Below are 25843 nucleotides of genomic sequence, written 5' to 3'. Positions count from 1 at the left end.
AAAAAAAGCCGCCTAAAGCGGCTTTTTTTATTTGATCTGTTTGCTTATTCAGATATGGCTAAAATTTTTAAAGTTTCAGCTGCGTAATAGAACTGCTCTAAATAATGGCGTGAACGTTCCCGTAACCAACCTGAAGCGATCATTTGCTGTATGACAGGTTGTAGCAGTGCACTTAATTCATGTTGAATTAGCGCTTCATCAATATTTAAATCGCGCAGTAATAAGTCAAAAGGGCGCTCCGCATTACGCACATACCATGCATACACACCATCATGCACTTGTTGTTTTAAATATTCACTTTGACGAATAAAATCCCAAATTTCTGCACCCATGCCTACAGTGGCTGGGAGGTCTTGAACTTCAATATAATTTTTAAGTACAGACACAGGCATTGCTTTGATTTTATGCCAAAGATTGGCTTGGAAATGATACAGCTTATGGTCATCAAAGTGCTGATTTAATACAGTTTCACTCATTTGGCTGAGCTTTAGAATATTTTTTTGTAAGTACTTGGCAACTGCATCATCTAAGTTTGTATCGGTGACATTTTCTAGTACAGATTTACCCATTTTCATAAAGCGCGATACGCCAGGTACGCTTTTGGCCAGTACTGAGTTATCAAGATAGTCTTGAATGGAATGCTGTATGAGCTGGCTAATCATGGCTGAAAAAGCAGGATTATTCACCATGGTTTTAATAAGGCGTTGACGATGTCCACTTTTACTTGCGACATATTGCGCAATTTTATCTACGGTGAGCACAGGGATAATATCGGCAATTGTTGTGCTGTCATTGATGGGATGCACCAAGGCAAATTTGATATGTTCTGCAATTTGTTCGATTAAAAAACCAGAGGCCGGTGTTTGTAATATTTGCTTTTCAATCAGGCCATGAATCTGTTCAAAAGACCAGAGCTGTTGCAGCGGTTGCTTTCGGAACCATTGATAAAAATGAACAAACTCAGTGTCGACAGTAGGGCTTTGGCTAAAAGTGTGATCTAAAAAATTAAGTTGAGCTTCAATGAGCTGCTCAATCATAGGGTGCTTTTGCATACTGTCTGGGTGTACCTAATTTAAAGGAATGAGTTTATCCGTAAGCGGATTGATAAATTTTTGGCTTTTGGCCAGAAAGGGTAAATAGTGATTCGCCACTTCTTGATCGGCCTCAATAATCGGCATGTGACCGACATTATTAAGAATGACAGGAGCTTCAGCACGTTTCAATAAGGATTTTAATTCATTTGCCGCTTCGACATTAATAATCTTGTCCTGCTTACCCCATAAAATTAAGGTGGGTGCTTCTACATTTCGCGCTAAGCGTGCAAAACTATCAGGTGTGTAAATTCGATTAAGTGTAATGATTTGCTCAATCATTTTTTGTGTTTGAGGCGACTGAGCAATAAGGACTTTTTCTTGGGCTTGTTTGAGTTTAAACGGTACATTTGGTGGCTGTTGCATCAGCTGATGGCTAACTTCATCTAAATCACCGGGTTTGCTCACAATGAGGTTTTTTAAAAAATACGGGTCTTTGCTATAAATAGTATTGGCTTTTTTATAAATGCCTGCACTGTTGATCAAAAATAAACTTTGAGTATCGAAGGGGAATTGTGAAGCATATAAAGTCGCAATAGAACCACCTAATGAATGTCCTGCGATATTCAGCTTATCTTCAACATCAATTTTAATCACAAATTGACGCAGTTGCTCGGTCACATTGGGGACAGAAATATCAAAATCGGAGGGAACTTGAGTATCACCATTGGTTGGTAAGTCTGGAATAATCACATGATAGTAAGGCGTAAGATAATGTGCCACACGATTCCAATTGTCGCGGTTACCTGCAAGACCATGAATCAATAGGATTGAAGGTGAACTTCGAGAACCTCCCTCGTTATAAGTCCACTTTACATTGCCTACTTGTATGCTCTTCGATACTAAGCCAGCGGCTTTTCGTTCTTGGCTTAAATAGTCTTGTAAAATATAAGGCGTGGTAAATGTTGACGTTGGTTGCGTCGTTTGAGCAGCTAAACTTGAGATACTTGTTATACACGCCAAACACAGTCCAGCGAGTTGAAGGATCCTTTGTGCTGTCAAATGCAATCCTTTCATTGACATTCACCCCTTAGAAATGTGCTAAAAATTATTATCGTGATTCGTAGATCAATTTATTGATTGCAAAAAATGCTTTAATTGAAATGACTTATGCTTTTATTTTAATGAAATCGCGTTATAAGTCACGATTTTGTTGTGAACGTGGCGTGAAAAACACAGCTTAAAATGTGATGGAGTTAAATAAAATATGTGTTTTAGGTGTGCATACAACATTGTTGCATTGAGCGAGTTTTCATTCACTTTGATTGTGCTCAGAATGTATGAAGATGTTCAGTCCAGATCGATGCTATTCATTTGAATCGGCATAGCTCTTGCATGGTGGATTGCAAGTAGAATGTGCTTGTGCGAAGTGGTGTGAGATTGAAATAAGTGATAAATGTAACAAAATATTATAAAAAAATTACGCACTATTGCTTTTTGCAAGTGACATTCAAAATAGGCAAGCATAAAATATGTTAACTTCAAATCAGGGTAGAAGAACATGCTAACAGCAGAAGAAGCTTTAGAACGTTTAAAAAAGGGTAATGAACGTTTTGTCAGTGGTCAAACACAACACCTTAAGCTTTTGACGCATCAAGAGCGTGCAGCGATGGCAGAAAGCCAAGAGCCGTTTGCAATTATTTTGGGCTGTTCAGATTCACGTGTACCTGCCGAAATGGTTTTTGACCAAGGTCTGGGCGATTTGTTTGTTATTCGTGTTGCAGGGAATATTGTTGCACCATCTCAGGTGGGCAGTGTGGAATTTGCAGCCGATAGCTTTGGCTGTCCATTGGTCATTGTATTAGGTCATACCCACTGTGGCGCAATTCATTCCACTATCGAAGCATTGATGAATCCAGCAACACCACCATCAGCGAATTTAATGTCGATCGTGAATCGTGTACGTCCATCTGTAGAAATTCTGCTACAAACTGAGCTAAAAGATGATTTAGATAAATTGTCAGTGCATGCAGTACGTTCAAACGTATTTGCTTCGGTAAATCAGTTACGTCATGGTTCTGCAGTGCTTGAAAACCTAATTGCGCAAGGCAAATTAAAAGTAGTGGGCGCGGAGTATTCACTCGAAACAGGTAAAGTAAGTTTCTACGACTTTTAACTGTTGATAGATTCTGCATAAAAAAGGCGCTATGTTTAGCGCCTTTTTTATGCCTCAGTTTTGCTATAAATGACGCTTAATATAGGGATAGGCATTATTCAACAGCATAGGCTGTGCTTTAGCATTTGGATGAATTTGGTCGCTTTGGATCAAGTTTTTATGACCCGCAACGCCTTCTAAAAAGAAGGGCAATAGTTGAACCTTGTATTGCTGACTCACAGTTTTGTAATTATTTTCGAAAGCCTTGCTATAGGCTGTGCCATAGTTTGGTGGAATCTTCATACCAAACAGCACCACCTTGGCTTTAGCTTGCTGACTCTTTTGTACCAATTGTGCTAAATTTTTTTCAATCATTTTTGGTGGTTGCCCACGCAGGCCATCATTGCCACCTAATTCAATCACCACAAGGTCTGGGCGGTGTGTTTGCAATAATTTGGGTAAACGCGCTAATGCGCCACTGGTGGTTTCACCACTTACACTTGCATTGACCACTTTATGTTGTTTCGGATACTGTTGGTCTAAGCGCTTTTGTAGCAAATTTACCCAGCCTTGCTGTGCGGGTATGCCATAGCCTGCACTTAAACTATCGCCCACAATCATAATGGTTTTAGCCTGTACGTACACAGGGAGCATACTCAAACTGAAAAGTAGTGCGCATGGCACAATAGCGATTTTAACTTTAAATTTTTGCACACGTTTTAGCATATAAGCCCGCATATTAGGAAAATTATGAGCCAATCTTCGACTGATAAATCCATCATGCCACAGGCAATTATTTCTGCCCAGCAACTGACACAAAAGATAAAACTTGCAGATAAAGAATTATGTATTTTTGAAAATTTAAATTTAGCCATTCATGCAGGTGAGCAAGTTGCGATTACAGGGCGTTCTGGCTCGGGGAAGTCTACATTATTAGGGATTTTAGCCACCTTAGATCAGGCCAGTTCTGGGCACTTACAGGTTTGTGGAGAAGTAGTTGAAACACTCAATGAAGAACAACGTGCTGTGATTCGCCTTAAACATATTGGTTTTGTCTTTCAGTCCTTTCAGCTTTTACCCCACTTAACAGCACTTGAAAATGTGATGTTGCCTTTACGTTTAGATGCTAAATTTCATTATGCAACAGCAGAGCAAAAGGCACTCGCTTTATTAGAGCGTGTAGGTTTGACGCGACAAGCGGCTCAAACACCCAAGGTTTTATCTGGCGGTGAGCAACAGCGTGTAGCGATTGCACGCGCATTGATTCGGCAGCCTAAAATTATATTTGCTGATGAACCGACAGGTAATTTAGATGGAGCAACAGCCAAAGAGATTGAACAATTGCTGTTTAATCTAAATCGTGAGTTGGGGACTACCTTGGTGCTGGTGACCCACGATCAGCAGTTAGCCCAGCAATGCCAACGCCATTTTGAATTGCATGATGGCCAGCTCATTGAGCATATAAAGGGGAGCTAAGCATGAATGCATTATTTAGCCCTTTACTGCGTCAGAGCTTTCAAACCACTGGGGTTTATTTACTGATTATTGCCTTAACTTTGGCCATCAGTGCCACTACGGCACTCAAGTTTAGCAATGAGCAAATACAACATGCGGTTGCTTTACAAGCGGCTGAAATGTTGGCTGCTGATTTGGTGCTGAACGATACGCAGCCTATTGCTCCAAAATGGCGGGAGCAAGCGCAGGCGCTAGGTTTAAAGCAATCTGAAGTGACGGTATTTAGCTCAATGGCTCATACAGATGAGCAGTTTGTGATGGTCAATGTAAAAGCCATACAAACCAACTTTCCATTGCGGGGTGAACTGACGATTGAGCCCAAAGCTCAACAATTACAGTCAGGTGAAGTCTGGTTGAGCCAACGTGCGATGGATTTGCTCAAGGTCAAATTGGGCGATCGTATTGCAATTGCAGATGGCCAATTTCGAGTGAGTGGCAAAATTTTACATGATTCGAATCAGGAATTAGGCTTTAGTGGTTTTTCCCCAACAGTCATGATTGCACAGCAAGATGTAGCAAAAACCAATGCGATTCAACTGGGCAGCCGTATTGATTACCGCGTGTTATTGGCGGGGGAGCCGAAGGCCATACAACAGTATGAGCAAGACTTTAAGCAGTTTAAAAACCAACAAAAGACTCAATCTACACAGGTCGCACAAGCTGAAGATGAACAGCAGGCAGGACTTCGCTTAAGAAATGCCAGCGAAGGTAATACACGCTTAATGAAGCCGATTACGAATTTGGATACTTTTTTACAACTGGCCAATATTTTAACCATTTTGCTTTGTGGTATTGCCATCGCACTGAGTAGCCAACGCTATATTTTGCAAAATCAAGATCATATTGCGTTACTGCGTTGTATGGGGGCTTCTAAGGTTCAGATTTTTAAGGCCTACCTATTTTTGTTATTGGTGGTTTTTGCTGTAGCAATGTGCTTTGGTACGATTGCTGGCGTGGTGCTTGGCTATGGCTTATTACAGTTGATGATGCAGTTGATTCCACAGCTGAATGTTCCTTTTTCTGCATTTGCCATGTTGTGGGGACCATTACCGATTGCTTTATTGACCAGTGCCACGTTGTTACTAGGTTTTGTGTTGCCTCAGCTTTGGCAACTCCTCAACACGCCACCTATACGTGTGATTCGACAACAAGAAAAGTCTGTGCAGTCTATGTTATTGGTTCTGTTTTCAGGCATGCTTAGCCTCATCATTTTTAGTGTGGTATTGACGGAAAATCTTGTACTCACAGCATGGGTGATGGGGGCTATTTTAGTACTTTGTGCTGTGCTGTATGGCTTGATTTGGGGTTTACTGAAATTTATTCGCCGTTTGAAACTAGGCATTTCTGCTTATGTACGAACGCCGTATCAGACTGCATTTCAAATTACTGCATTGGCTTTGGGGCTGAGTTTAATCACGGTATTGGCCGTGCTCCGCACAGATTTATTGGAGCGCTGGCAACAACAATTACCCGTAGGTACGCCAAACCAATTTGTATATGGTCTACCGCCGTTTGAGAAAGATGCATTTCAGCAACAACTGAACCAACATGGCTGGAAAGGGACACCGCTATATCCAAATGTACGTGGGCGTTTGGTGGCCAAAAATGATCAACCTTTTGCCACGCAATTGGTACAACACAATAATTCATTACGCCGTGAGTTGAATTTGACCCAAGCCAGCACATTTCCAAGTGATAATGTCATTGTGAGTGGGGCCAAACAATTTAGCCAGTCGCATCAGGTTTCTGTAGAAGCAAAAACAGCAACAGAGCTTGGCATTCAAATTGGTGATCGACTGACCTTTAGTTTACCTGAGGGCGTATTACAGGCCACGGTGATTAACTTGCGCAGTGTAGAGTGGGAAAGCTTTAGTCCGAATTTCTTTTTTATCTTTTCACCACAAACGATGGATGCAAACGCGGGTAGCTATTTGGCCAGCTTTTATGTACCACCAGCGCAGAAGCCTTTGTTAATTGACATGATTCAGCAATTTTCCAATACGGTGTTTATTGATGTGAGTTTGGTGCTGGATGAAGTAAAACGTATTGTCGGTTTATTGGTTCAAATTATCAGTATTTTGGCATTATTGGTGGCACTTTCAGGCATCTTGGTGCTTATTGCATGTTTAAACTTGTTAATGGATGAACGTAAGCGTGAAGTCGCTTTGTTGCGTTCATTTGGAAGCTCTAAGCAAAAGCTGAAACGCATGCTTAGTTTAGAAATTGGCTTCATGGGTTTTATTGCGGGTGTCGTTTCCTGCTTTTTTGCAGAAGTCATTAGTGCAATCGCCAGTTATAAAATGGAATTGGTGCTACAGCCTCATTGGGAAATTTGGTGGATCTTACCGCTGTGTATGACGCTAGTGTGTATGCTGATCGGGCGTTATCGACTTAGTTATTTAAGTGACATTCCACCACTTCAAAGTTTAAGAGAACTGAATTAGGTGTATTAGCATCTATTTGAGTTTAGTACATAAAAATGCAGCCCAAGTGAATGATCATTTGGGCTGCATTTGTTGTAACAAGCGTAATTTTAGGCATGTGGTTGTTGTATAGATTGCGTCATCCATTGCAGTAGTTCATGCCAAAATGGTGCAATGGTCGCAACTTTAATTAGGCAATATTGATAGACTACCCAGCAGATCATGCCCCCTGCAATGAGCGCGATCAATTGAATGAGGCGCGGGCGTTGAATTTTTTCACCCCAATACCATGCCAATGCCAAAAAACCACCCATGAGCATGCCACCAATATGGGCGGCATTATTAATCCCACTGATGGTAAAGCCCATGGCTAAGTTAATCCCCATGACCATTAATAAGGTTTTTTTATCCAGTAAAAAACGCTGGTTAGGTAAGTTTGGGAATAATGAAATAACAGTCAATGCAGCACCTAGCCCCATTACCGCACCTGATGCACCTGCACCGACACTGGGGAGTAAACTTGGATTGGCTGTGCCAATTTGCAACAACTCATAAGAATCCTGAATTGCCACATAGCCACTGAGCAATGAACCACTTAGGCCAGCCAGCATATATAGGCCAATATAGTAATAACGTCCTAACATTTGTTCTGCAATATTGCCAAAGATATACAATGCCCACATATTGAGTGCGAGATGAATCAGGCCAAAATGAAAAAACATGCTGGTAAATAAGCGGATGGGTTCCGCTAAATAACTTAAAGGTGCATAATCAGCACCCCAACGAATAGCATCCGCTGTACTTGGGCTCGTAATATCTATGCCATGTAAAACTTGCCAAGCAAATAAACCGACATTAATGGCAATCAGCAGTGCAGTAAACCACCACAGTTGAAGGTTGGTTTTGTTGCGGTGGATTTTAGGGGGTGCGTATTCAGGCATGCTATTCTTTTGCTGTGATTATTCGTTTAAAAATAAGCTTAACACGAAAATAGTGAGATTCAGGAGCAACAAACTGACATGAAAGCCTTTATTGTCCGATCTTTGTTAATTCTAGTCAGTGTGGTGCTATTGATTCAGCTTTGGATCTTTTCAAGTTTAGTCTGGTGGCGTACAAATCCAGTCGACACCACCATGATGATGCGTTTGGATTATTGGTCAACTCAGTCTAAACCCATTCAGCACGAATGGCGTGATTACGATCAAATTAGTGATTATATGAAACACGCAGTTGTGGCTGCCGAAGATGGTAAATTTTTACAGCATAATGGTTTTGACTGGGCGGGTATGCAGTTTGCCATGGAGCGTAATAAAGACAAAGGCAAGGTGGTTGCTGGCGGTTCAACCATTTCACAGCAATTAGCGAAAAACCTATTTTTATATAATAAGCGTTCTTTTATGCGTAAGGGCCAAGAAGCGGTTGCAACGTGGATGATGGAACGTATGTGGTCTAAAGAACGGATTTTAGAGGTTTATCTGAACTCGGTAGAGTTTGGCGATCATATTTATGGGGTGGAAGCGGCAACGCAACATTACTTTGGTAAAAGCTCAAGAAGCTTGAGCCGTGAACAAGCTGCATTTTTAGCAGCGATCTTGCCCAATCCTAAATATTATCAAGATCACCGCGATGACCGTAAATTAAGATATCGCAAAGGCCTTATTTTAAAATATATGCGTTATAGCCATATTCCTTAATGGTTTAAAAATATAAAAAAAGCCGAGTAAAATCGGCTTTTTTTATGAAATTGTCACAAATTTGAAGCATACTAAATATAGCCAGTGAATTAAGCATTTTAGTAGGGCAGATATGAATACGGCAGCGGATACAGCACTTGTAAAACCTGAATATACTTATAACGATCGCTACATTAACCGTGAGCTATCCATTTTAGATTTTCATTTGCGTGTATTGGAGCAAGCTGTTGATCCATTGCATCCTTTATTGGAGCGCATGAACTTTCTATTGATCTTCTCACGTAATCTCGATGAATTTTTTGAAATTCGTGTCGCGGGTATGATGGAGCAAATTGCTTTAGGTTTAGAGAGCCATACACCTGATGGTCTCACACCAAAGCAAGTTCTAGATCAAATTTCAAAAACAGCGCATGCAGCCATTGAGCGTCAATATCGTATTTTAAACGAAGAAATTTTGCCTAAACTACGCGAAGAAGACATTTGCTTCTTGCGTCGTGGAGAATTAACACCTGCACAATCTGCGTGGGTAAAAAAATATTTCCAAGAGCAAGTTGCACCTGTACTTACACCCATTAGCCTTGACCCAGCGCATCCATTTCCACGCTTAGTCAACAAAAGTTTAAACTTTATTGTGACCTTGGAAGGCAAAGATGCTTTTGGTCGTCAAATTGATTTGGCAGTTGTTCCTGCGCCACGTTCATTGCCACGCGTAGTCCGTTTACCTGATGAGCTTACTGGTGGGAAAGAACATCATGTGATGCTGTCAGCAATTATTCATGAGCATGTTTCGGATTTATTCCCAGGCATGACGGCAACAGGTTGTTATCAATTCCGTGTAACACGTAATGCCGACTTAGCATTAAATGAAGATGTAGAAGATTTGGCGAAAGCTTTAAAAGGTGAACTTTCTTCGCGTCGCTTTGGTCGTGCTGTGCGTTTGGAAGTAACTGAAAACTGCCCAGAACACATTTACCAATATTTACTAGAAGAATTCGATTTAGAAGATGAACAACTTTACAAGGTCGATGGTCCAGTCAACCTCGCACGCTTACTTTCAAATTTTAAGCGCCCACATTTGCGTTATGAGTCACATACACCAGTAATTCCAAAGGTGCTGAAAAAGTCTGAAAATATTTTCAGTGCGATGCAGAAGCAAGACATTTTGCTTCATCATCCGTTTGAATCTTTTGCACCCGTAATTAACCTACTACGTGAGGCAGCACGCGATCCACAAGTGCTTGCAATCAAACAAACTTTATACCGTAGCGGTGCAGATTCTGAAATTGTACAAGTACTGGCAGAAGCAGCACGTAATGGTAAAGAAGTCACCGCAGTGATTGAGTTACGAGCACGCTTTGATGAAGAGTCAAATATTGCTGTGGCAAATGTTTTGCAAGAAGCAGGCGCGGTAGTCGTATATGGCATAGTGGGCTATAAAACCCATGCTAAAATGATTTTAGTGGTACGCCGTGAAAATAATAAATTAGTGCGCTATGTCCATTTGGGTACGGGTAACTACCATGCGGGGAATGCGCGTATTTATACCGACTATGGCTTACTCACCACCGACAAAGAATTGTGTGAAGATGTGCATCGTATCTTCCAAGAATTGACGGGCATGGGCAAGATGGCGAAGCTGAAAAAGCTTTTACATGCACCATTTACATTGCACGCACAATTGGTCAATTTTATTGATGATGAAATTGCCAATGCAAAAGCTGGTAAAGCTGCACAAATTATTGTGAAAGTGAATGCGCTGACCGAAGTACAGTTAATTAATAAATTATATGAGGCATCTCAAGCTGGAGTGCAAATTGATTTAATTATTCGTTCGATCTGTTGCTTACGCCCAGGCTTACCAGGCTTGTCTGAAAACATTCGTGTACGTTCAATTGTGGGGCGTTTCTTAGAACATACGCGTGTGTATTATTTTAGCAATAATGGCGATGCACGCATTTATGCATCGAGCGCAGATTGGATGGACCGTAACTTATTTAATCGTGTAGAAGCTTGTTTCCCAATTGAAGATGTAGCCTTAAAAAAACGTATCTATCAGCAAGGTTTGGTGAACTATTTAAAGGACAATCAACAAGCATGGTTATTGCAAGGTAATGGTGAGTGGGTACGTGTACAAGCCAATGAAACGGAAACGTTGCATAATGCACAGCGCGAGCTTTTAAATGCGATTAAATAAACGTGATTAAATCATTGTTGAGTGGTTTGAATAGATTAGCCTGATGCTTTGCATCAGGCTTTTTTATGCCATCGTTTTTCGTCTTATATAAAAAGGCAACAGGACAGACGATGTTTACGGTATGGCTATTGCCTTTTAGTGATAATACAAACTAACCTTCCGCAGGATTTGTTTAATCAGACTACTGACTTGAGCAGGAGAAAGTTGAAGTAGTGATGCGGTTTGTTCCAGCGTTTGTGTGTGTGCAAACTGCTGCAAAATTTGAATTTCAATTGGCGAATACGCTATAGCTGAAGTAGCAAGCGCAGTTGCATGTGTCTGCGCGATTTGAGTAGATGGGGTTAAGTGTGTATTAAGCAGATAACTTGCCAACTCAGGATGTAAAATAGCACCCCCACGTAAAATAATACGAATATGCTCAGCAAGTTGTTCAGATTCACTGGTATTGAGTAAATAAGCATTTGCCCCAAATTTGAGTGCCTGTAAGATTTCTTCACCCTGAATGGATGAATGTAAGCTGATCAAATGAGCTTCAGGATGGATTTTGCGTGTAGTTTGTAAAAAGACTAAATCTTCAAAATTTTCAACAGAGCATAAAATTAAATTTGGAAGATGTTGTTCAATCAGTTGCGTTGCAATGCTTAAATCTGCGCTATGCAAAATAAGATCTTCGGGATAGCCCAAGTTCACAAGTATTGTATGTATGTGTGTGTGCGGCATATTTGGATGTTGATGAATAATCAACACGGGTACCGGTAAACTTAGAATTGAAATCATTATATAGCTCTAAATATTTAAATAAAAATAACCGTAAATTAAAATCAGTATTTCAATGTTTTTATATTGAGTTACTGTGCCTTAAAAAAATGCAGTCGCATATACCTAGAAATGGTGATTTTAAGGGGAAGTTATAATTAAGTATTTGTAGAGCAATTGATATTTTCATTTTTTTAACGCTATGTTGGTTTTGGGTGTAAATGTTTTTGTTTATGTTACAAATATCTATTGCGGTTATTTTTATGTTATTTTTCATTGTAAAATAATAAAATTTACTACATTGGGTTAAAATAAAAAGAATATATACATTAAATGTGTGAGCGGTATATAAATGAGTTTTTTCTAAGTTTTTTTGAGCAGCGTGGGGCTGATCGGGTGGACTTAATGGTTCACTAAAATTTATCATTTGGCAAATTTTTAAAAACTCAGAAAGTATGATTAATGTCACGTAAATTAATCAACTTTATGATATTAGACGATTATTTGTTATAAAAAATAATATTTCTTTGCAAAAATACCCAAAAATAGGGATAGGCAATTACAAACGCTAATCTTAATATAAACACATCTTCAAACTGATCTGGCTAGTGAGAAGATTTCTAAAGGAAGTAGATGATATTTCATTTATGTATTACCTTATTTAGGGCAACCATTTTGGATTGCCCTTTTCTTTTTTTTAATATTAAAAAATAAAATAGCGTTGCTTTAGGGGGAGTTTTAACCATTCTCAGCTAAGTGTTTTGCAGAAGAAAATGAAGTCTTTATCTTGCGATTATCAATGAAATATTTGCTTTAACATAACTGAATTGAAGTATATGTCCGTATATAACTAATTTGGTTTCATACTTCTCACGATGTTAATTCCCTGCGATGCTATTGAGCGAGTCGCGACTGAATACCAAGACAAAACTAAAAAAAACTGTATCTAGCTTATTCTTGCAATAGTTAGCAAAGGAGCTCAGTAGCGCCTAAGGTGGTGATCGTCTGCTTTGCATGGGTGGGGACAGGGCAATAAAAAAACCTGAGCTTATTACACTTTCCCATATAGGACGGATAATAAAACTCAGGCGATGCGCGAATACTTAGCTAAGTTTCAACTTAGTGTAAGTTCTGCGTAATTTTTTGCAAAATTTGAAGTAAAACGTCAAATTCACTTTGTAGCGGTGTACTTTTACGTGTAACCAATGCCAACGTACGGCTAGGACCAGCTTCAATTGGTTTTACAACCAAATCTGGGTTCGCTTTAATCATATTGGTATGCAGTGCAATTTCTGGCAACAAGGTGAAACCAAGATTAGCAGAGACCATTTCAACCAAAGTTGGTAATGAACTTGCTTTTAAGCGATGGTCATTTTTACGTTCACCAATTGGGCATGCGCTGAGTGCATGATCACGTAAGCAATGGCCTTCTTCTAAAAGCATTAAGCGAGAAAGGTCTAAATTATCTAAAGAGCTTGCATGCGCAGCATTTTGGTCGGCTTTGTGGTAAACCAAATATAGATTTTCTTTCGCAATTTCTGCAACTTTTAAGCTACGTGTATCGAAAGGCAGGGCAAGAACAACCATATCGAGGTTGCCATGCTCTAAACGTTCAACAATTTTTTCACTTTGCGCTTCATGCAAATGCAATTGAATTTTAGGCAATTGTTTATGCACTTCATCTAGCAATTGAGCAAGAATGAAAGGTGCAATGGTTGGAATAACCCCAAGGTGCAGATCACCAGTGAGCGGTTCGCTCATTTCACGGCTTAATCGCATTAAGTCTTGTGCATCGGCCAATAAAACACGAGCTCGACCAACAACTTGTTCACCAAGTGGTGTTAAACGTACATTTTGGCGGTCACGTTCTACCAGAACACCACCAAGAAGGCGCTCTAGTTCCATGATACCCCCAGAAAGGGTAGACTGAGTGACGAACGAACGGCGCGCAGCTTCTGTAAAATGCAGCGTTTCTGACAGCGTTACAAGATATGACAGCTGTCTTAGAGATGGTAATGCAGCCATAGTGTCCTAATGTTTATGATTTAAAGTGATCAGCAAATAACCCGCTAAGATATGGAATAAAATGCGGTGGGATATCATGCCCCATTCCATCAATTAATTCAAATTTTGCGCCAGAAATTGCTTTAGCAACTGCCTTACCATGGCTAGGGGGTAACAAGCGATCTTTAGAGCCATGAACCACCAGCGTCTTGTGATCGATTTGTTGATCTAGTTTAAGCAAGGAGCCTGTACATAATATTGCTAAAAACTGTTGAAGTACACCCGCTGGATAATAACTTCGTTGATATAACTTACGAGCGGTCTGAATTGCTTCTAAATGATTGACATATCCAGGGGAGCCAATAATTTTAAAAACTTTCAGACTATGATTCACAATGCCTTCTTCATCTGAAGATTCAGGCTTACCAATTAAGCTAAAAAGTTGCTTTGGAAAGGGTGGGGGTAATAAAGGCTGGTTGTTACTGGTAAACATCAAGCCCAGTTTTTGTACTTTATCAGGGTGCTGTGCTGCTAATATTTGTGCAATCATGCCCCCCATAGATGCACCAATCACATGAACTTTGTCTAAGCCTAAACGTTCAATGAGCAGAGCTGCATCATTGGCCATATCATATAAATTATAGGGTGAGCCTTGATTGTCTAAACCCAGTGCGAATCGACCCATCAGTTTGAGTGTATTTAAGCGTGGGCCTTTGTTTCGAATTTTTGAGGATAAGCCGATATCGCGATTATCGTAACGGATAATGCGATAACCTTGATCAATCAAAGATTTGCAGAAAAAATCGGGCCAATACAACATTTGTGCGCCCAAACCCATAATCAATAATAGAGTGGGGTGTTCAGGATTGCCTCCAACTTCGACATGTAATTCAATGCCATTACCTAAATCCACTTTTGTTTCATGCATAAATGGTGTGTAAGGCGAAGGTTGGTATTGCAGGGCACTATTCATTTTTATTTTCCTGAAAAACTGAACGCTTCAATGCGTGAAGCGTTCATGTATTTAAACCTTAAACTGAAGCAGGAATCAAGTCAGGAACTAACTTGGTCAGACTAAGTCGTTGCTTGGCAGCCGTTGCGCCCAGCAATACAAAACCACGCAGTGTGCCCTCATTATCCAGTGCTTTAGATAGCATGCCATCTTCAAATTCTTCGGTTTCCCACTGAACTTCTACATTTAAAGGTGCAGGTAAAACAGTTAATGGCGCAGCTGGCGTTTTTACAGCAACAGGCATAGCAGGATAGTGCACAGCTGTTGTTTCACCATTTAAGGTTTTTGCTAATGCGCGAGCTTGTTGCATGATTGGCATGACATAAGGCAACAGCAAACCATTAACTTCTGCGCAGTCGCCTAAAGCATAAATGTTGGCTTGATTGGTTTCTAAGTGGCCATTGGTCACAATGCCACGGCTGGTCTGAATGTTCGCTTCTGCAGTCAATGCAAGATTCGGTTGTAAGCCAATTGCAGACAAGACCGCATCCGCTGTAAAGCTTTGACCATTTGCCAAAGCGACGCTATATGATCCATCGGCATTTTTGGCAACTTTTTCAACTGTAGTGCCTAAGACAAATTGAATCCCTGTAGATGACAGCTTGTCTTTAAAAGATTCCGCAACGTGTGTCGGCAACAAACGACCTAAAGGCAGTGGTGCTAAGTCTACAACCGTAACGTCATAGCCTGTATTTTGTAAATCGTTGGCAAATTCACAGCCAATTAAACCTGCGCCTAGAATCACTACACGTTTGTCTTGACGTTGATCTAAGCAGGCACGGAATGATTTGTACTCGCTTAAGCTGTTTACGGTATGAATGTCATCGCTACCATCACCAGCAATGGCTAAGCGAATGGCATGTGCCCCCACGGCAAGCACGAGCTGAGAATAGGCTTGAGTTGAAGCTTCACCTTGAGTATTTTCAAGTTGAATTTCCTGAACTGCCGTATCAATGTTTTTAACCCAAGTATGATTCACAATGCGCATATTGAGCTGTGTTGCCATTTTTTCAGCATCGCCAAGTGCAATTTGTTCGGGTGCTTTTTTGAGTGCAAATGCATTGGATAGGGTCGGTTTTGCATAATTGGCTGCATCGTCAGCACAAATCATAACCAGTTCTTGTTCTGTATTTAGCTTGCGAAATTCACGTGCAGCAGCATAACCAGCCATACCTGAACCAATAATGACAATTGGGTGCATACTCGACTCCAAAGAGATTTTATTTTATTAAAGACGTAAAAAAAGACCATAAGCTTATGGTCTTTTTAAAGATGTATCAGATCTCAACCATTTCAAAATCGGCTTTTGACACGCCACAGTCAGGGCAAGTCCAATCGTCTGGAATATCTTCCCATTTTGTACCTGCGACGATACCGTCTTGAGGCCAACCTTCTGCTTCGTCATAAATCCATCCACAAACGATGCATTGATACTTTTTCATTTGATTCTCCAAAAACCGACCGTATGTATAAACAGTCAGAAATACTCAATCTACTGCAAGACTCTAATAATTTGACTTTAAACAGCATAAACTTCGGTTAAATTTTTACGCAGTTCCGAGCATAAAGTAAAGTGCATAAGAGTTTAAACAGTGAAATTAAAAGCAGAATGTCAGCCGAGGACAGAAATTGTCATTAAACCCATCAGTCATCGTTTCAAGTTTTGTGTTTTTCTAACTTAGCAAGTCGTATAAATCATGCGATTGATCGCACTTTTATCGATCACCATCTTATATAGGATGTACTGGATTAAAACTTTGGCTTTTTAGACTAAAGCCGTGTATGAAAAAAGCTGATTGTTCGTTAAATTATAATTAGAAGAATATATACTGAATATTTTTTAAATAAATGTTTTATTATAAAACAATAAGTTAGTTTGTTTTTGGGTGTTTTTGACTTGAGTTGAAATTGTATATTGACTATTCATTTTGTTGAATAAGCGTTAAAATTCACGCATTCCTTATTTATTTTTTAAATTTCTCCTATGAGCAACTCGTCTACTGCATTGTGGTCACACATTCGTTCGGTCCAAGATTTTCCAAAACCTGGTATTTGCTTCTTCGATTTAACACCGTTGTTCTTAACACAAGTGGGTCCGTTGACGGATGCGCTCATCGCGAGTATTCCTGCAGAACAATTGGCAGCAGTAGATAGCTTTATTGCAGTAGAAGCACGTGGTTTTGTTTTAGCAAGCTTGTTGGCACAGCGTACTGGCAAGGGCCTTATCTTAGTACGTAAAGCTGGCAAGTTACCACCGCCAGTTGTTGGTGTGGGTTATAGCTTAGAATATGGTATGGACCGTTTAGAAATGTCTGCTGAAATTCAAGCGCAAAAAGTGATTATTGTGGATGATGTTTTGGCTACTGGTGGCACTTTAAAAGCGGTTAAACAGTTGGCTGAAAAATGTAATCACGAAATTTTAGGTGCGAGCATTTTCTTAGATCTTCCTGATTTACACCAAGATTTGGGTATGAAAATCTGGACAGTATTAGATGATAAATCTAAGCCTGAAGCAGATGCTGCTTAATGAAGGATTGATTTGAATCAGTCAATCAAAGCCTTGCTGATGCAAGGCTTTTTTTTGCCCAGCACAGAGTTTTGATGTATATGCCCAATTGTGTTGCGCTATGCTTTTTTTGCATAGTATGAAAAGGCATTTTTATATCGCCTGAGCCAACAAGATTATTTTTGGCGCTGTGTCGTTTCAATTTGTTGAATGAGTGCATTAATACATTCAGGATGTGCTAGGCGATGGTGCCCACCTGTATATGTTTCAACTTGCATAAAATCTTCTAATTGGTGTTTGACTTCGTACATATCTAGAATTTCATCGCCCAGCTCCAAATAAGCGAGTTGTGGAATATCATGGTCTAAATCGTAATCGCTAATCGCATGGTAGTCATCACGGAAATTTGGCTTGAGACTTGGATTGGCGATAACACAGGGAATGTGATGAGCATGTGACATTTTTAAAGCCCAATAGCCCCCTAAACTATGTCCCACAATAATCTCAGGTTGAATTTTTTGAATAATATCGTGATAAAAGTCAGCCACTGTCCGAAAATTTAGGTTTCGGTAGTCGATATTGATGCAGTACTTTTGTTCGGCATCAATTGCATGGAATTTTGTAGATTCTTTTGAGGAATCAAGTCCATGCAAAAACAGAATTTTAGATACACAAGAAGTCATTTTTTTTGTTCGCACTGAATTTTTTTAAAATGTCTGGCAATTGAAAATAATGTAATTTTCAATCAATACGATTGACTTATTGTAGGGCTTAATCACAAAAAGATAATTTAGCTATTGGTCTAATCTACTAAGGGATAAGTCATAAGTAGATCATCTTTATCAATATTTTAGGTTGGCTTAACACTGAGTGAAATAGTGATGTACGCCAACAACTTGCTGAGCTAGTGAGATGTATGATGAAGAATTGATAAAAGGTTTATGGTTGCATTAGAGCGTTGTTTTAATGCGTAGGTGAAGAGGGTAAGTCAGCCTTTGGACTGTGCAATTACCGATAGTTGTAAAAGTTGGCTCAGGACTAAAAAAATGGCCATAGTAGCTTAAAAGTGCGGAGCAGAGTGAAAGCACATTGAAATTCACAGAGATTCTTCGAATTTTTCTCTATTTCTGCTATGCTATGCAACTTCTTATTTATTTGATCATATTCGAGGCAGAGATGACGCAAAATAACGCTCAATCGACTTCTGAACAACACATTTCCGAAAACGATTTAATTGCACAGCGTCATGCCAAGTTAAAGCAAATTGAAGAACAGGCAAAGGAAAAGGGTACAAGCCCTTGGCCAAATACGTTTAAACGTGAGCACTACGCACAAGACTTACAAGACCAATTTGCAGACGTATCGAAAGAAGATATCGAAGCGGGTGAAAAGGTGTATGTATCTGTAGCGGGTCGTGTAATGTTGAACCGTGGTTCATTCATTGTGATTCAAGATATGACAGGTCGTATCCAGTTATATGTTGCACGTAAAGAGCTTGCACCTGAAGTATTGGAAACAATCAAAGGTTTAGATCTTGGCGATATCATCGCAATTAAAGGTTATGTGGGTCGCTCTGGTAAAGGTGATCTTTATGTACATATCGAACATTTCGAATTATTAACAAAATCATTACGCCCACTTCCTGATAAGTTCCATGGTCTAACTGACACGGAAGTAAAGTATCGTAAGCGCTACTTAGACTTAATCGTAAACGAAGAAACACGTAAAACTTTTGAAATTCGTGCAAAAGTAGTGTCAGGTATTCGTGCATATTTAACCAATGAACGCTTCATGGAAGTTGAAACTCCAATGATGCATGTGATTCCAGGTGGTGCATCTGCACGTCCATTTGAAACACATCATAATGCATTGGATATGCCGCTATTCTTACGTATTGCACCTGAGCTTTATTTAAAGCGTTTGGTTGTTGGTGGTTTTGAACGTGTATTCGAAATTAACCGTAACTTCCGTAACGAAGGTGTTTCTACACGTCATAACCCTGAATTCACTATGATTGAATTCTATCAAGCTTATGCAGATTATAAAGACTTGATGGAACTCACTGAAAAAATGCTTGAGAAACTGGCAATCGACATTTTAGGTTCTACAGATGTTCCTTATGGCGAAGAAGTGTATAGCTTCAAAGGTCCATACAAAAAAATCTCGATGTTTGATGCGATTCTTGAACACAACCCAAGCTTTACTGCTGAAAATGTCGCTGACCGTCAATTCCTTGCAAACTTTGTTCGTGAAGAACTTAAAGAACAAGTAAAACCTGGTTTTGGTTTAGGCAAACTTCAAACGATTGTATTTGAAGAAACTGTTGAAACTCAATTACGTCAACCGACTTTCATTACTGAATATCCTGCGGAAACTTCTCCATTGGCTCGTCGTAACGATGACAACCCGCATATCACAGACCGTTTTGAATTCTTCATTGGTGGTCGTGAACTTGCAAATGGTTTCTCAGAGTTAAATGACCCAATTGACCAAGCAGAACGCTTCCAAGCACAAGTTGCTGAAAAAGATGCAGGTGATGATGAAGCGATGCATTACGATGCAGATTTCGTTGAAGCATTAGAATATGGTTTGCCTCCTACAGCTGGCCAAGGTATTGGTATTGACCGTTTAGTCATGCTGTTTGCGAATGCACCAAGTATTCGTGATGTGATTTTGTTCCCACACATGCGTCATAAAAATGCTTAAGTGATAAAAACTGAGTGTTAAAAAAACCCGCTTTATAGCGGGTTTTTTATGCAAGCAGTTTTAAAAAAAATTGTGTTGTTTTTTATTGGTGATTAAACAAAATTGAAAAAATCATAAAAAGAATAGTTTAATCATGTTTTTAAATATATCTGTTGGTTATTTTATTGTAAATATTCTTTAAGAAATGATTATTTTTCACGAGAATAATTTAAGAATTAAGGTTGAATTAAGTATTAGAATTTAAGAGAGAAGGTTTGAAAATTGTAAATAAGCGCTGTTTGTCATTTTGGCTGTTGAGTATGTGTGTAGCACCTGTTTGGGCGCAAGGCTTGGTTTTAAATGATGAATCAGTACATCGACTTGGCCCTTAAGTGGAGATGAGGTGCAGCGTGCTTTAGCGTCTGCCAAAGTGAGTACTGTTGCACAGCAAAAAGTGATTCAATCGATCAAAAGTCAATTGACTGCAAACAATACATTATTAAAAGCGGAAGTGTTTGCTGAGTCAGATCAAAAAAATATCCCACAAAACTTTGATGATCATCAAAAAGCTCAGTTTCAAGCGGCTGTAGAATTGAACGCAGGTAGTCAAAATTGGGATGCACGTTTACGTGTAAATGCTGAAACAAACCGTCAATGTTGAAGGTTCATATCTTGCAGGCAAACTTTGGAATCAATGGTTGATTGCAGGTCAGATCCTAACTTACTGGGGGCCAGGGCATGACGGTAGTTTGATCCGTGGTGATGCAAGTCGGCCTGTTTATGGTTTTACTGCGCAGCGTGCCACACAAAGTGCTTTTGACAGCAAGTGGTTGTCATGGGTTGGGCCTTGGCAATATCAAGTTTTTGCTGGACGTTTAGATGATTATCGCGCTATTCCAGATACTAATTTAATTGGTATGCGTTTAACAGCACAACCATTGCCTTATCTAGAGTTTGGTGCATCTAGAACGCTTCAGATTGGGGGTAAAGGTCAGCCTAAGTCATTTAATGCGTACTGGAATGCAATTATTGGTAAAGATAATGACTGTACTGATGGTAATTGTGTAAATGATAAAAATGCATCTAATCAGATTGCTGGTTTTGATGGTCGTTTAAATTTACAGAAGCTGATGAATGTGCCGATGAGTCTGTATAGTCAATATGTTGGTGAAGATGAGTCTGGCTTACTGCCAGCGAAAAAAATGTATCTTGCAGGTGCTGATTATTCTTCATCAATGAAGGATATGCCTTATCAGCTTTATGCAGAGTGGGCTGATACGCGTACTAATGGTGATGCTCGAGGTATTTCATATAATCATCATAATTATAAGGATGGCTACTACCAACATGGTTTCCCATTGGGTCATGCCATGGGTGGTGATGGTCAAATGGTATCTACTGGTGGTAGTGTGACGATTAATTCAGCCAATCGTGTGAATGGACGTGTGTTATTTGCCAAACTTACTGGCAGTGAACGAGGTGCAAAAAATAATTTAGCTTTCCCAGAAAAGGATGAAGTTAATGCACTTGATTTAACTTGGACGCATCAGCTACGTACTGATATTCCTGTCAAATTGAATGGTTGGCTCAGTGATTCTGATCGTCGTGGTACAGATGCTGGGGTGTCTTTGGGGATAGAGTTTCCATTAAATTAATATCTGATTCAGTTATGAATTGAAGAAAGCCCACTTAATTGTGGGTTTTTTAATATGGCTTAATGTGAAATATTTGGTTGAATACATGATTTTTGGACAAAAAAATACGCAATGATTGGGGTTGTCATTGCGTATAACAACGAAACTACTCGCGTAGTCTCGGTAAAGGAGAAATGTATGACTTAGGGTTTCCTAAAACATGGGTAGATCATAAAACGAAAGTGTGGATCATTCATGAGTATTCGAGTTACGCGATGTTACGAAGCGTTAAGAATGCGCACTTTGTGTGACTGATGTCAAAGAATTTGTATAAAAAAAGCCCTTCATCAAAGAAAGGCTTTTAATTTGCGATGAAAATTCTTAGAAATGGAATACACCAAGACCTGCTTTAACTTCATCTAGCGTTTGCTGTGTGATATCGCGACATTTGTCTGTACCATGCTTCAAAATATCCATGATGTAATCTGGATCTTTTGCAAGTTCGATACGACGCTCACGGATAGGCGTGATTAATTCTTTAAGTACACCTTCAAGACGTTTCTTCACTGTACCATCGCCTAAACCGCCTCGACGGTAATGTTCTTTTAGTTCTTCAACTTCTTCTTTGTTTGGATCAAAGGCATCTAAATAAGTAAAGACAACGTTACCTTCCACTTGGCCTGGATCTTCAATACGAAGGTGATTTGGATCTGTATACATCGCATTAACAGCTTTTTTAATGTCTTTGTCAGATGCATCAAGCACAATAGTGTTGCCCAAAGATTTAGACATTTTAGCCTTACCATCGAAGCCAGGTAAACGACCAACATTTGATAAGAGTGCTTTACATTCTGGCAGTAAGTCATGACCAATTTGACGGTTCAAACGACGAACAATTTCATTGGTTTGTTCAATCATTGGAATTTGGTCTTCACCTACAGGCACAATGCTGGCTTTAAACGCAGTAATGTCGGCAGCTTGAGCAACTGGATAGCATAAGAAGCCTGCTGGAATATCACGCTCAAATCCACGCATTTGAATTTCAGATTTAATGGTCGGGTTACGCTCTAAACGTGAAACCGTTACAAAGTTTAAGTAAAGCATGGTGAGTTCATTTAATGCTGGTAAGCATGATTGAACACAAATTGTTGTTTTAGTAGGGTCAATGCCGACTGCCAAATAATCGGTTGCAACTTCAATAATATTGCGACGTACTTTTTCGAAATTATCGGCATTATCAGTCAGCGCTTGAGCATCAGCCAATAACAGGTGTTGGTGATGTGAATCTTGTAAGCCTACACGTGAACGTAAAGAACCTACAAAGTGACCGAGGTGAAGTTGTCCTGTTGGGCGGTCGCCAGTCAAAATCACTGGACGATTATCTTGATTACTCATTATCTATTCCATCTTTGCAGCCAGTGCTGCGATACATTTTTAACGAATGGCAACATTGTACGGGATAATTTTTCAATATGTCAGTCACATTAGAAAACTGCAAAAAAATATCTAAAAAATCATCATGCAGATACATTATTTTGCGTTGAAAGAGATTAAACTCATGCAAAAAATGAGGAAGAATAAAAATGGCCAGTAGTTTGTTGTTATTGCTAGATGATATTGCCACGGTTTTAGATGATGTTGCGGTCATGAGTAAAATGGCAGCCAAAAAAACGGCTGGCGTATTAGGGGATGATCTCGCCTTAAATGCCCAGCAAGTCAGTGGTGTGCGTTCAGAGCGTGAATTACCTGTGGTCTGGGGTGTTGCAAAAGGTTCATTTGTTAATAAATTAATCTTGGTGCCCTTGGCGCTTTTAATCAGTGTGATTGCACCGTGGCTGATCAATCCTTTGCTGATGATCGGTGGTTTATTTTTATGCTATGAAGGTGTAGAGAAGGTTATTCATAGTTTATTTCATAAAAAAGCAAAAACTGCAGAAGATGCACAGCAGGAACTGGAAAATACTGAAATTGATTTGGCTACATTTGAAAAAGACAAAATAAAAGGAGCGATTCGTACCGACTTTATTCTGTCAGCTGAAATTGTGGTGATTTCCTTGGGTACTGTTGCGACCGCAACATTTTTGACCAAGCTAAGTGTGCTCAGTGTGATTGCAGTCATTATGACTGTGGGTGTTTATGGTTTTGTGGCAATGATTGTAAAAATTGATGATTTAGGGCTTTATCTGACTCAGAAACCTTCAGCATTTAAAAATACAATTGGTCGAGGCTTACTGGCATTTGCGCCAAAGTTAATGAAGACGCTTACGATTGTGGGAACCATCGCGATGTTTTTAGTGGGTGGTGGTATTATTAATCATGCTGTGCCTTGGATGCATCATTTTACAGAGGATGCAGTACAATTTGCGCAGGAGCTCCCAACTATGTCGAGTATTATTGGTGCAATAACACCCACGGCAATTAACTTGGTGACAGGTATTGTGGCTGGCCTCTTGGTCTTGTTGGTTGTTCATCTGATTGGGAAAGTTCGACATAAAAGCACCTCGACCCAAATGAAAGAATAGGCTTAACATAACCAAAATAGCTGAATAGGGAGATTGAGATGCGTTGGAAAGGTCGCCGAGTCAGTGCAAATGTAGAAGACCGTCGTGGTGGCGGTGGTGCGAAAGCGGGTGGGATTAGTATCCTCGGTTTAGTCGTGGCTTTTGTTGCGTGGAAGTTTTTTGGTGTTGATCCTCAGCAGGCTTATCAAGCGACTAAACAAGTCACACAGCAGGCGTCGTCTGCGGAAACTAAAGGTTTGGATAATCCTACACCTGATCAGCAAGAGTCCATGCAATTTGTAGGTACTGTGCTTGCAGATACTGAAGATACATGGAATGAAATATTTAAACAGCAGTTGAATGCACAATATACGCCACCTAAATTGGTGATGTTTAATGGTGTAGTGAACTCAGGCTGTGGTACTGCACAAGCTGCAATGGGGCCATTTTATTGTCCAGCAGATCAAAAAGTTTATATAGATACAGCATTCTTTAAAGATATGCGCACGCAAATGGGTATTTCGGGTGAGCAAAATAACACTGAACTGAGTCGTGATGATCAGGCTGGAGATTTTGCACAAGCATACGTGGTTGCTCATGAAGTTGGTCATCATATACAAACACTTTTAGGTGTTTCTCAGCAGGTGCAGCAAGCACGTGCCAAAGCAACGAAAGTACAAGGTAATCAGTTGTCCGTTCGTCAAGAATTACAAGCAGATTGTTTCGCAGGAATTTGGGCAAATCACAACAATGCGCGTACGCAATTTTTAGAATCAGGTGATGTCGAAGAAGCGATGGATGCTGCACATAAAATTGGTGATGATTATTTGCAAAAAAGCGCAACGGGCCAAGTGGTACCAGACAGTTTTACCCATGGTACTAGTCAACAGCGGATGAAATGGTTTGACATTGGTTTAAAGTTAGGTCGAATTGACAGTTGCGATACGTTTAATCAAGCAATTTAAACAAGTTTTATTGCATCAAAAAAAGACTTTCCTCTTTTCTTTTTTTGATGCTGATCTAGATTTTGATTTTAAAGACATGTTTATTTATTTAAGAATTTCTTGAAATTAACTAAAATTCGGAAGCTAACAAATAGGGCTGCGCACGAAAATAATCCAATCCCAAACACTGTAAATTTTAAATTATTTATGTCTTGTTGATATGCTTGTTGTATTTGGGCTTGATCGTATTTGAATTCCTGAGAGTGTTGTGTGCGACTATCCGTATATTTAACTTGATGAATATAGAAGTTGTAGCCTACTTTTAGTAAATCGACTTGATGAATCTGTCGGGTTTGTTGCTGGTTGTATTGATCTGTACAAATATTTGCATAGTGCTCGCAACTAATTTTGGCAATATAACCATTTTGCGCAATCGCAATATATATAGCTGGGTCTGGTTTTTGATTGTTAGAAATTAACACCAATTGCTCTTTCTTTGTGGAAACCAAATGAATCGTTTGAGCATTTTGAAATGTTTGATCAGCTAAACGTATTTCATTTAATTTTGAGATACACGTCCAGACCAAAGAGATGGTGATGAAAAAAATAACAGCCGCGAAACACATGCGGAAAACGGTTTTTACAGTAAGGTGCATAAGATCATCACAACAAGCAGTTTAAACCATAAGACACTAAACCTATGGCAGTTACTTTATGGTAAAACATTCTGTATGAAATAGTGAAATAAACTGAATTGCTACACGAAAATAGTCGCGATTTGAGTACAAT

The 25843-nt window shown here is 39.6% G+C and carries 21 protein-coding genes and 1 pseudogene; 10 read left to right on the top strand and 12 right to left on the bottom strand.

All coding sequences use genetic code 11. The features are described from left to right. Positions 1–44 precede the first annotated feature (44 nt). Both C9E88_RS12315 and C9E88_RS12310 read right to left on the bottom strand, forming a co-directional pair. Complete coding sequence (locus C9E88_RS12315) at positions 45–1052, bottom strand: hypothetical protein (RefSeq protein ID WP_106985761.1); 1008 nt, start codon at positions 1050–1052, stop codon at positions 45–47. 15 nt (positions 1053–1067) lie between these two features. Then, a complete protein-coding gene (locus C9E88_RS12310; RefSeq protein WP_106985760.1) occupies positions 1068–2108 on the bottom strand; it encodes an alpha/beta fold hydrolase in 1041 nt (346 codons plus the stop codon). Between the two features lie 484 nt (positions 2109–2592). Between C9E88_RS12310 and C9E88_RS12305 the strand changes: the two genes are divergently transcribed. Further along, entirely contained in the window at positions 2593–3207 is a 615-nt protein-coding gene (locus C9E88_RS12305; RefSeq protein ID WP_106985759.1) for a carbonic anhydrase, read from the top strand. 63 nt (positions 3208–3270) lie between these two features. Here the strand turns inward: C9E88_RS12305 and C9E88_RS12300 are convergent, their stop codons facing one another. Then, positions 3271–3912 carry an arylesterase gene (locus C9E88_RS12300; RefSeq protein ID WP_106985758.1) on the bottom strand — a complete coding sequence of 214 codons (642 nt, stop codon included), beginning with the start codon at positions 3910–3912 and terminating at the stop codon, positions 3271–3273. Positions 3913–3936: 24 nt separating this feature from the next. Here C9E88_RS12300 and C9E88_RS12295 point away from each other — a divergent pair, with 24 nt between their 5' ends. Both C9E88_RS12295 and C9E88_RS12290 read left to right on the top strand, forming a co-directional pair. Next, positions 3937–4662, top strand: coding sequence for an ABC transporter ATP-binding protein (locus C9E88_RS12295; protein WP_106985757.1), 726 nt, complete (start codon positions 3937–3939; stop codon positions 4660–4662). A gap of 2 nt (positions 4663–4664) precedes the next feature. Next, positions 4665–7145: an ABC transporter permease gene (locus tag C9E88_RS12290; RefSeq protein ID WP_106985756.1), complete on the top strand. Its 2481-nt coding sequence runs from the start codon at positions 4665–4667 to the stop codon at positions 7143–7145. A gap of 89 nt (positions 7146–7234) precedes the next feature. Here the strand turns inward: C9E88_RS12290 and C9E88_RS12285 are convergent, their stop codons facing one another. Continuing rightward, on the bottom strand, positions 7235–8065 hold the full coding sequence (locus C9E88_RS12285) for a rhomboid family intramembrane serine protease (protein WP_106985755.1): 831 nt from the start codon (positions 8063–8065) through the stop codon (positions 7235–7237). Positions 8066–8143: 78 nt separating this feature from the next. Between C9E88_RS12285 and mtgA the strand changes: the two genes are divergently transcribed. Next, entirely contained in the window at positions 8144–8818 is a 675-nt protein-coding gene (mtgA, locus tag C9E88_RS12280) for a monofunctional biosynthetic peptidoglycan transglycosylase (RefSeq protein WP_106985754.1), read from the top strand. A gap of 112 nt (positions 8819–8930) precedes the next feature. Next, on the top strand, positions 8931–11012 hold the full coding sequence (gene ppk1 / locus C9E88_RS12275; RefSeq protein WP_106985753.1) for a polyphosphate kinase 1: 2082 nt from the start codon (positions 8931–8933) through the stop codon (positions 11010–11012). 135 nt (positions 11013–11147) lie between these two features. On the opposite strand, the gene C9E88_RS12270 is transcribed toward ppk1, so the two are convergent. The 5 genes from C9E88_RS12270 to rubA all read right to left on the bottom strand — a co-directional run bounded on the left by C9E88_RS12270 (position 11148) and on the right by rubA (position 16226). Beyond that, entirely contained in the window at positions 11148–11789 is a 642-nt protein-coding gene (locus C9E88_RS12270; RefSeq protein ID WP_106985752.1) for a transcriptional regulator, read from the bottom strand. Between the two features lie 1098 nt (positions 11790–12887). Further along, on the bottom strand, positions 12888–13793 hold the full coding sequence (gene oxyR / locus C9E88_RS12265) for a LysR family transcriptional regulator OxyR (protein ID WP_106985751.1): 906 nt from the start codon (positions 13791–13793) through the stop codon (positions 12888–12890). 13 nt (positions 13794–13806) lie between these two features. Further along, positions 13807–14745 (bottom strand): esterase EstB, encoded by a 939-nt coding sequence (estB, locus tag C9E88_RS12260; RefSeq protein ID WP_106985750.1) that lies wholly within the window; start codon positions 14743–14745, stop codon positions 13807–13809. A 58-nt stretch (positions 14746–14803) separates the two neighbouring features. Then, positions 14804–15985: an FAD-dependent oxidoreductase gene (locus C9E88_RS12255; protein ID WP_106985749.1), complete on the bottom strand. Its 1182-nt coding sequence runs from the start codon at positions 15983–15985 to the stop codon at positions 14804–14806. Between the two features lie 76 nt (positions 15986–16061). After that, positions 16062–16226 (bottom strand): rubredoxin RubA, encoded by a 165-nt coding sequence (rubA, locus tag C9E88_RS12250; RefSeq protein WP_068974687.1) that lies wholly within the window; start codon positions 16224–16226, stop codon positions 16062–16064. A 542-nt stretch (positions 16227–16768) separates the two neighbouring features. Here rubA and C9E88_RS12245 point away from each other — a divergent pair. Continuing rightward, positions 16769–17311, top strand: a complete 543-nt coding sequence (locus tag C9E88_RS12245; RefSeq protein ID WP_106985748.1) for an adenine phosphoribosyltransferase — start codon at positions 16769–16771, stop codon at positions 17309–17311. 155 nt (positions 17312–17466) lie between these two features. Here the strand turns inward: C9E88_RS12245 and C9E88_RS12240 are convergent, their stop codons facing one another. Continuing rightward, complete coding sequence (locus tag C9E88_RS12240) at positions 17467–17973, bottom strand: YqiA/YcfP family alpha/beta fold hydrolase (RefSeq protein ID WP_106985747.1); 507 nt, start codon at positions 17971–17973, stop codon at positions 17467–17469. A gap of 493 nt (positions 17974–18466) precedes the next feature. On the opposite strand from C9E88_RS12240, the gene lysS reads away from it, so the two are divergent. Together lysS and C9E88_RS12230 are read left to right on the top strand one after the other, a co-directional pair. Next, on the top strand, positions 18467–19996 hold the full coding sequence (gene lysS / locus C9E88_RS12235) for a lysine--tRNA ligase (RefSeq protein ID WP_106985746.1): 1530 nt from the start codon (positions 18467–18469) through the stop codon (positions 19994–19996). 299 nt (positions 19997–20295) lie between these two features. Next, positions 20296–21630, top strand: a pseudogene (locus C9E88_RS12230) (capsule assembly Wzi family protein). A gap of 360 nt (positions 21631–21990) precedes the next feature. Here the strand turns inward: C9E88_RS12230 and trpS are convergent. Next, positions 21991–23004 carry a tryptophan--tRNA ligase gene (gene trpS / locus C9E88_RS12225; RefSeq protein ID WP_106985745.1) on the bottom strand — a complete coding sequence of 338 codons (1014 nt, stop codon included), beginning with the start codon at positions 23002–23004 and terminating at the stop codon, positions 21991–21993. Positions 23005–23192: 188 nt separating this feature from the next. On the opposite strand from trpS, the gene C9E88_RS12220 reads away from it, so the two are divergent. After that, complete coding sequence (locus tag C9E88_RS12220; protein ID WP_106985744.1) at positions 23193–24131, top strand: DUF808 domain-containing protein; 939 nt, start codon at positions 23193–23195, stop codon at positions 24129–24131. Between the two features lie 38 nt (positions 24132–24169). Next, complete coding sequence (ypfJ, locus tag C9E88_RS12215) at positions 24170–25075, top strand: KPN_02809 family neutral zinc metallopeptidase (protein WP_106985743.1); 906 nt, start codon at positions 24170–24172, stop codon at positions 25073–25075. Positions 25076–25155: 80 nt separating this feature from the next. Here the strand turns inward: ypfJ and C9E88_RS12210 are convergent, their stop codons facing one another. Further along, positions 25156–25710: a hypothetical protein gene (locus tag C9E88_RS12210; RefSeq protein WP_106985742.1), complete on the bottom strand. Its 555-nt coding sequence runs from the start codon at positions 25708–25710 to the stop codon at positions 25156–25158. Between the last annotated feature and the right edge of the window lie 133 nt (positions 25711–25843).

The organism is Acinetobacter cumulans, assembly GCF_003024525.3.
GTDB classification, from domain to species: domain Bacteria; phylum Pseudomonadota; class Gammaproteobacteria; order Pseudomonadales; family Moraxellaceae; genus Acinetobacter; species Acinetobacter cumulans.
Note: the sequence above shows the minus strand (reverse complement) of the source record. Positions and strands in the feature narration are given on the sequence as shown.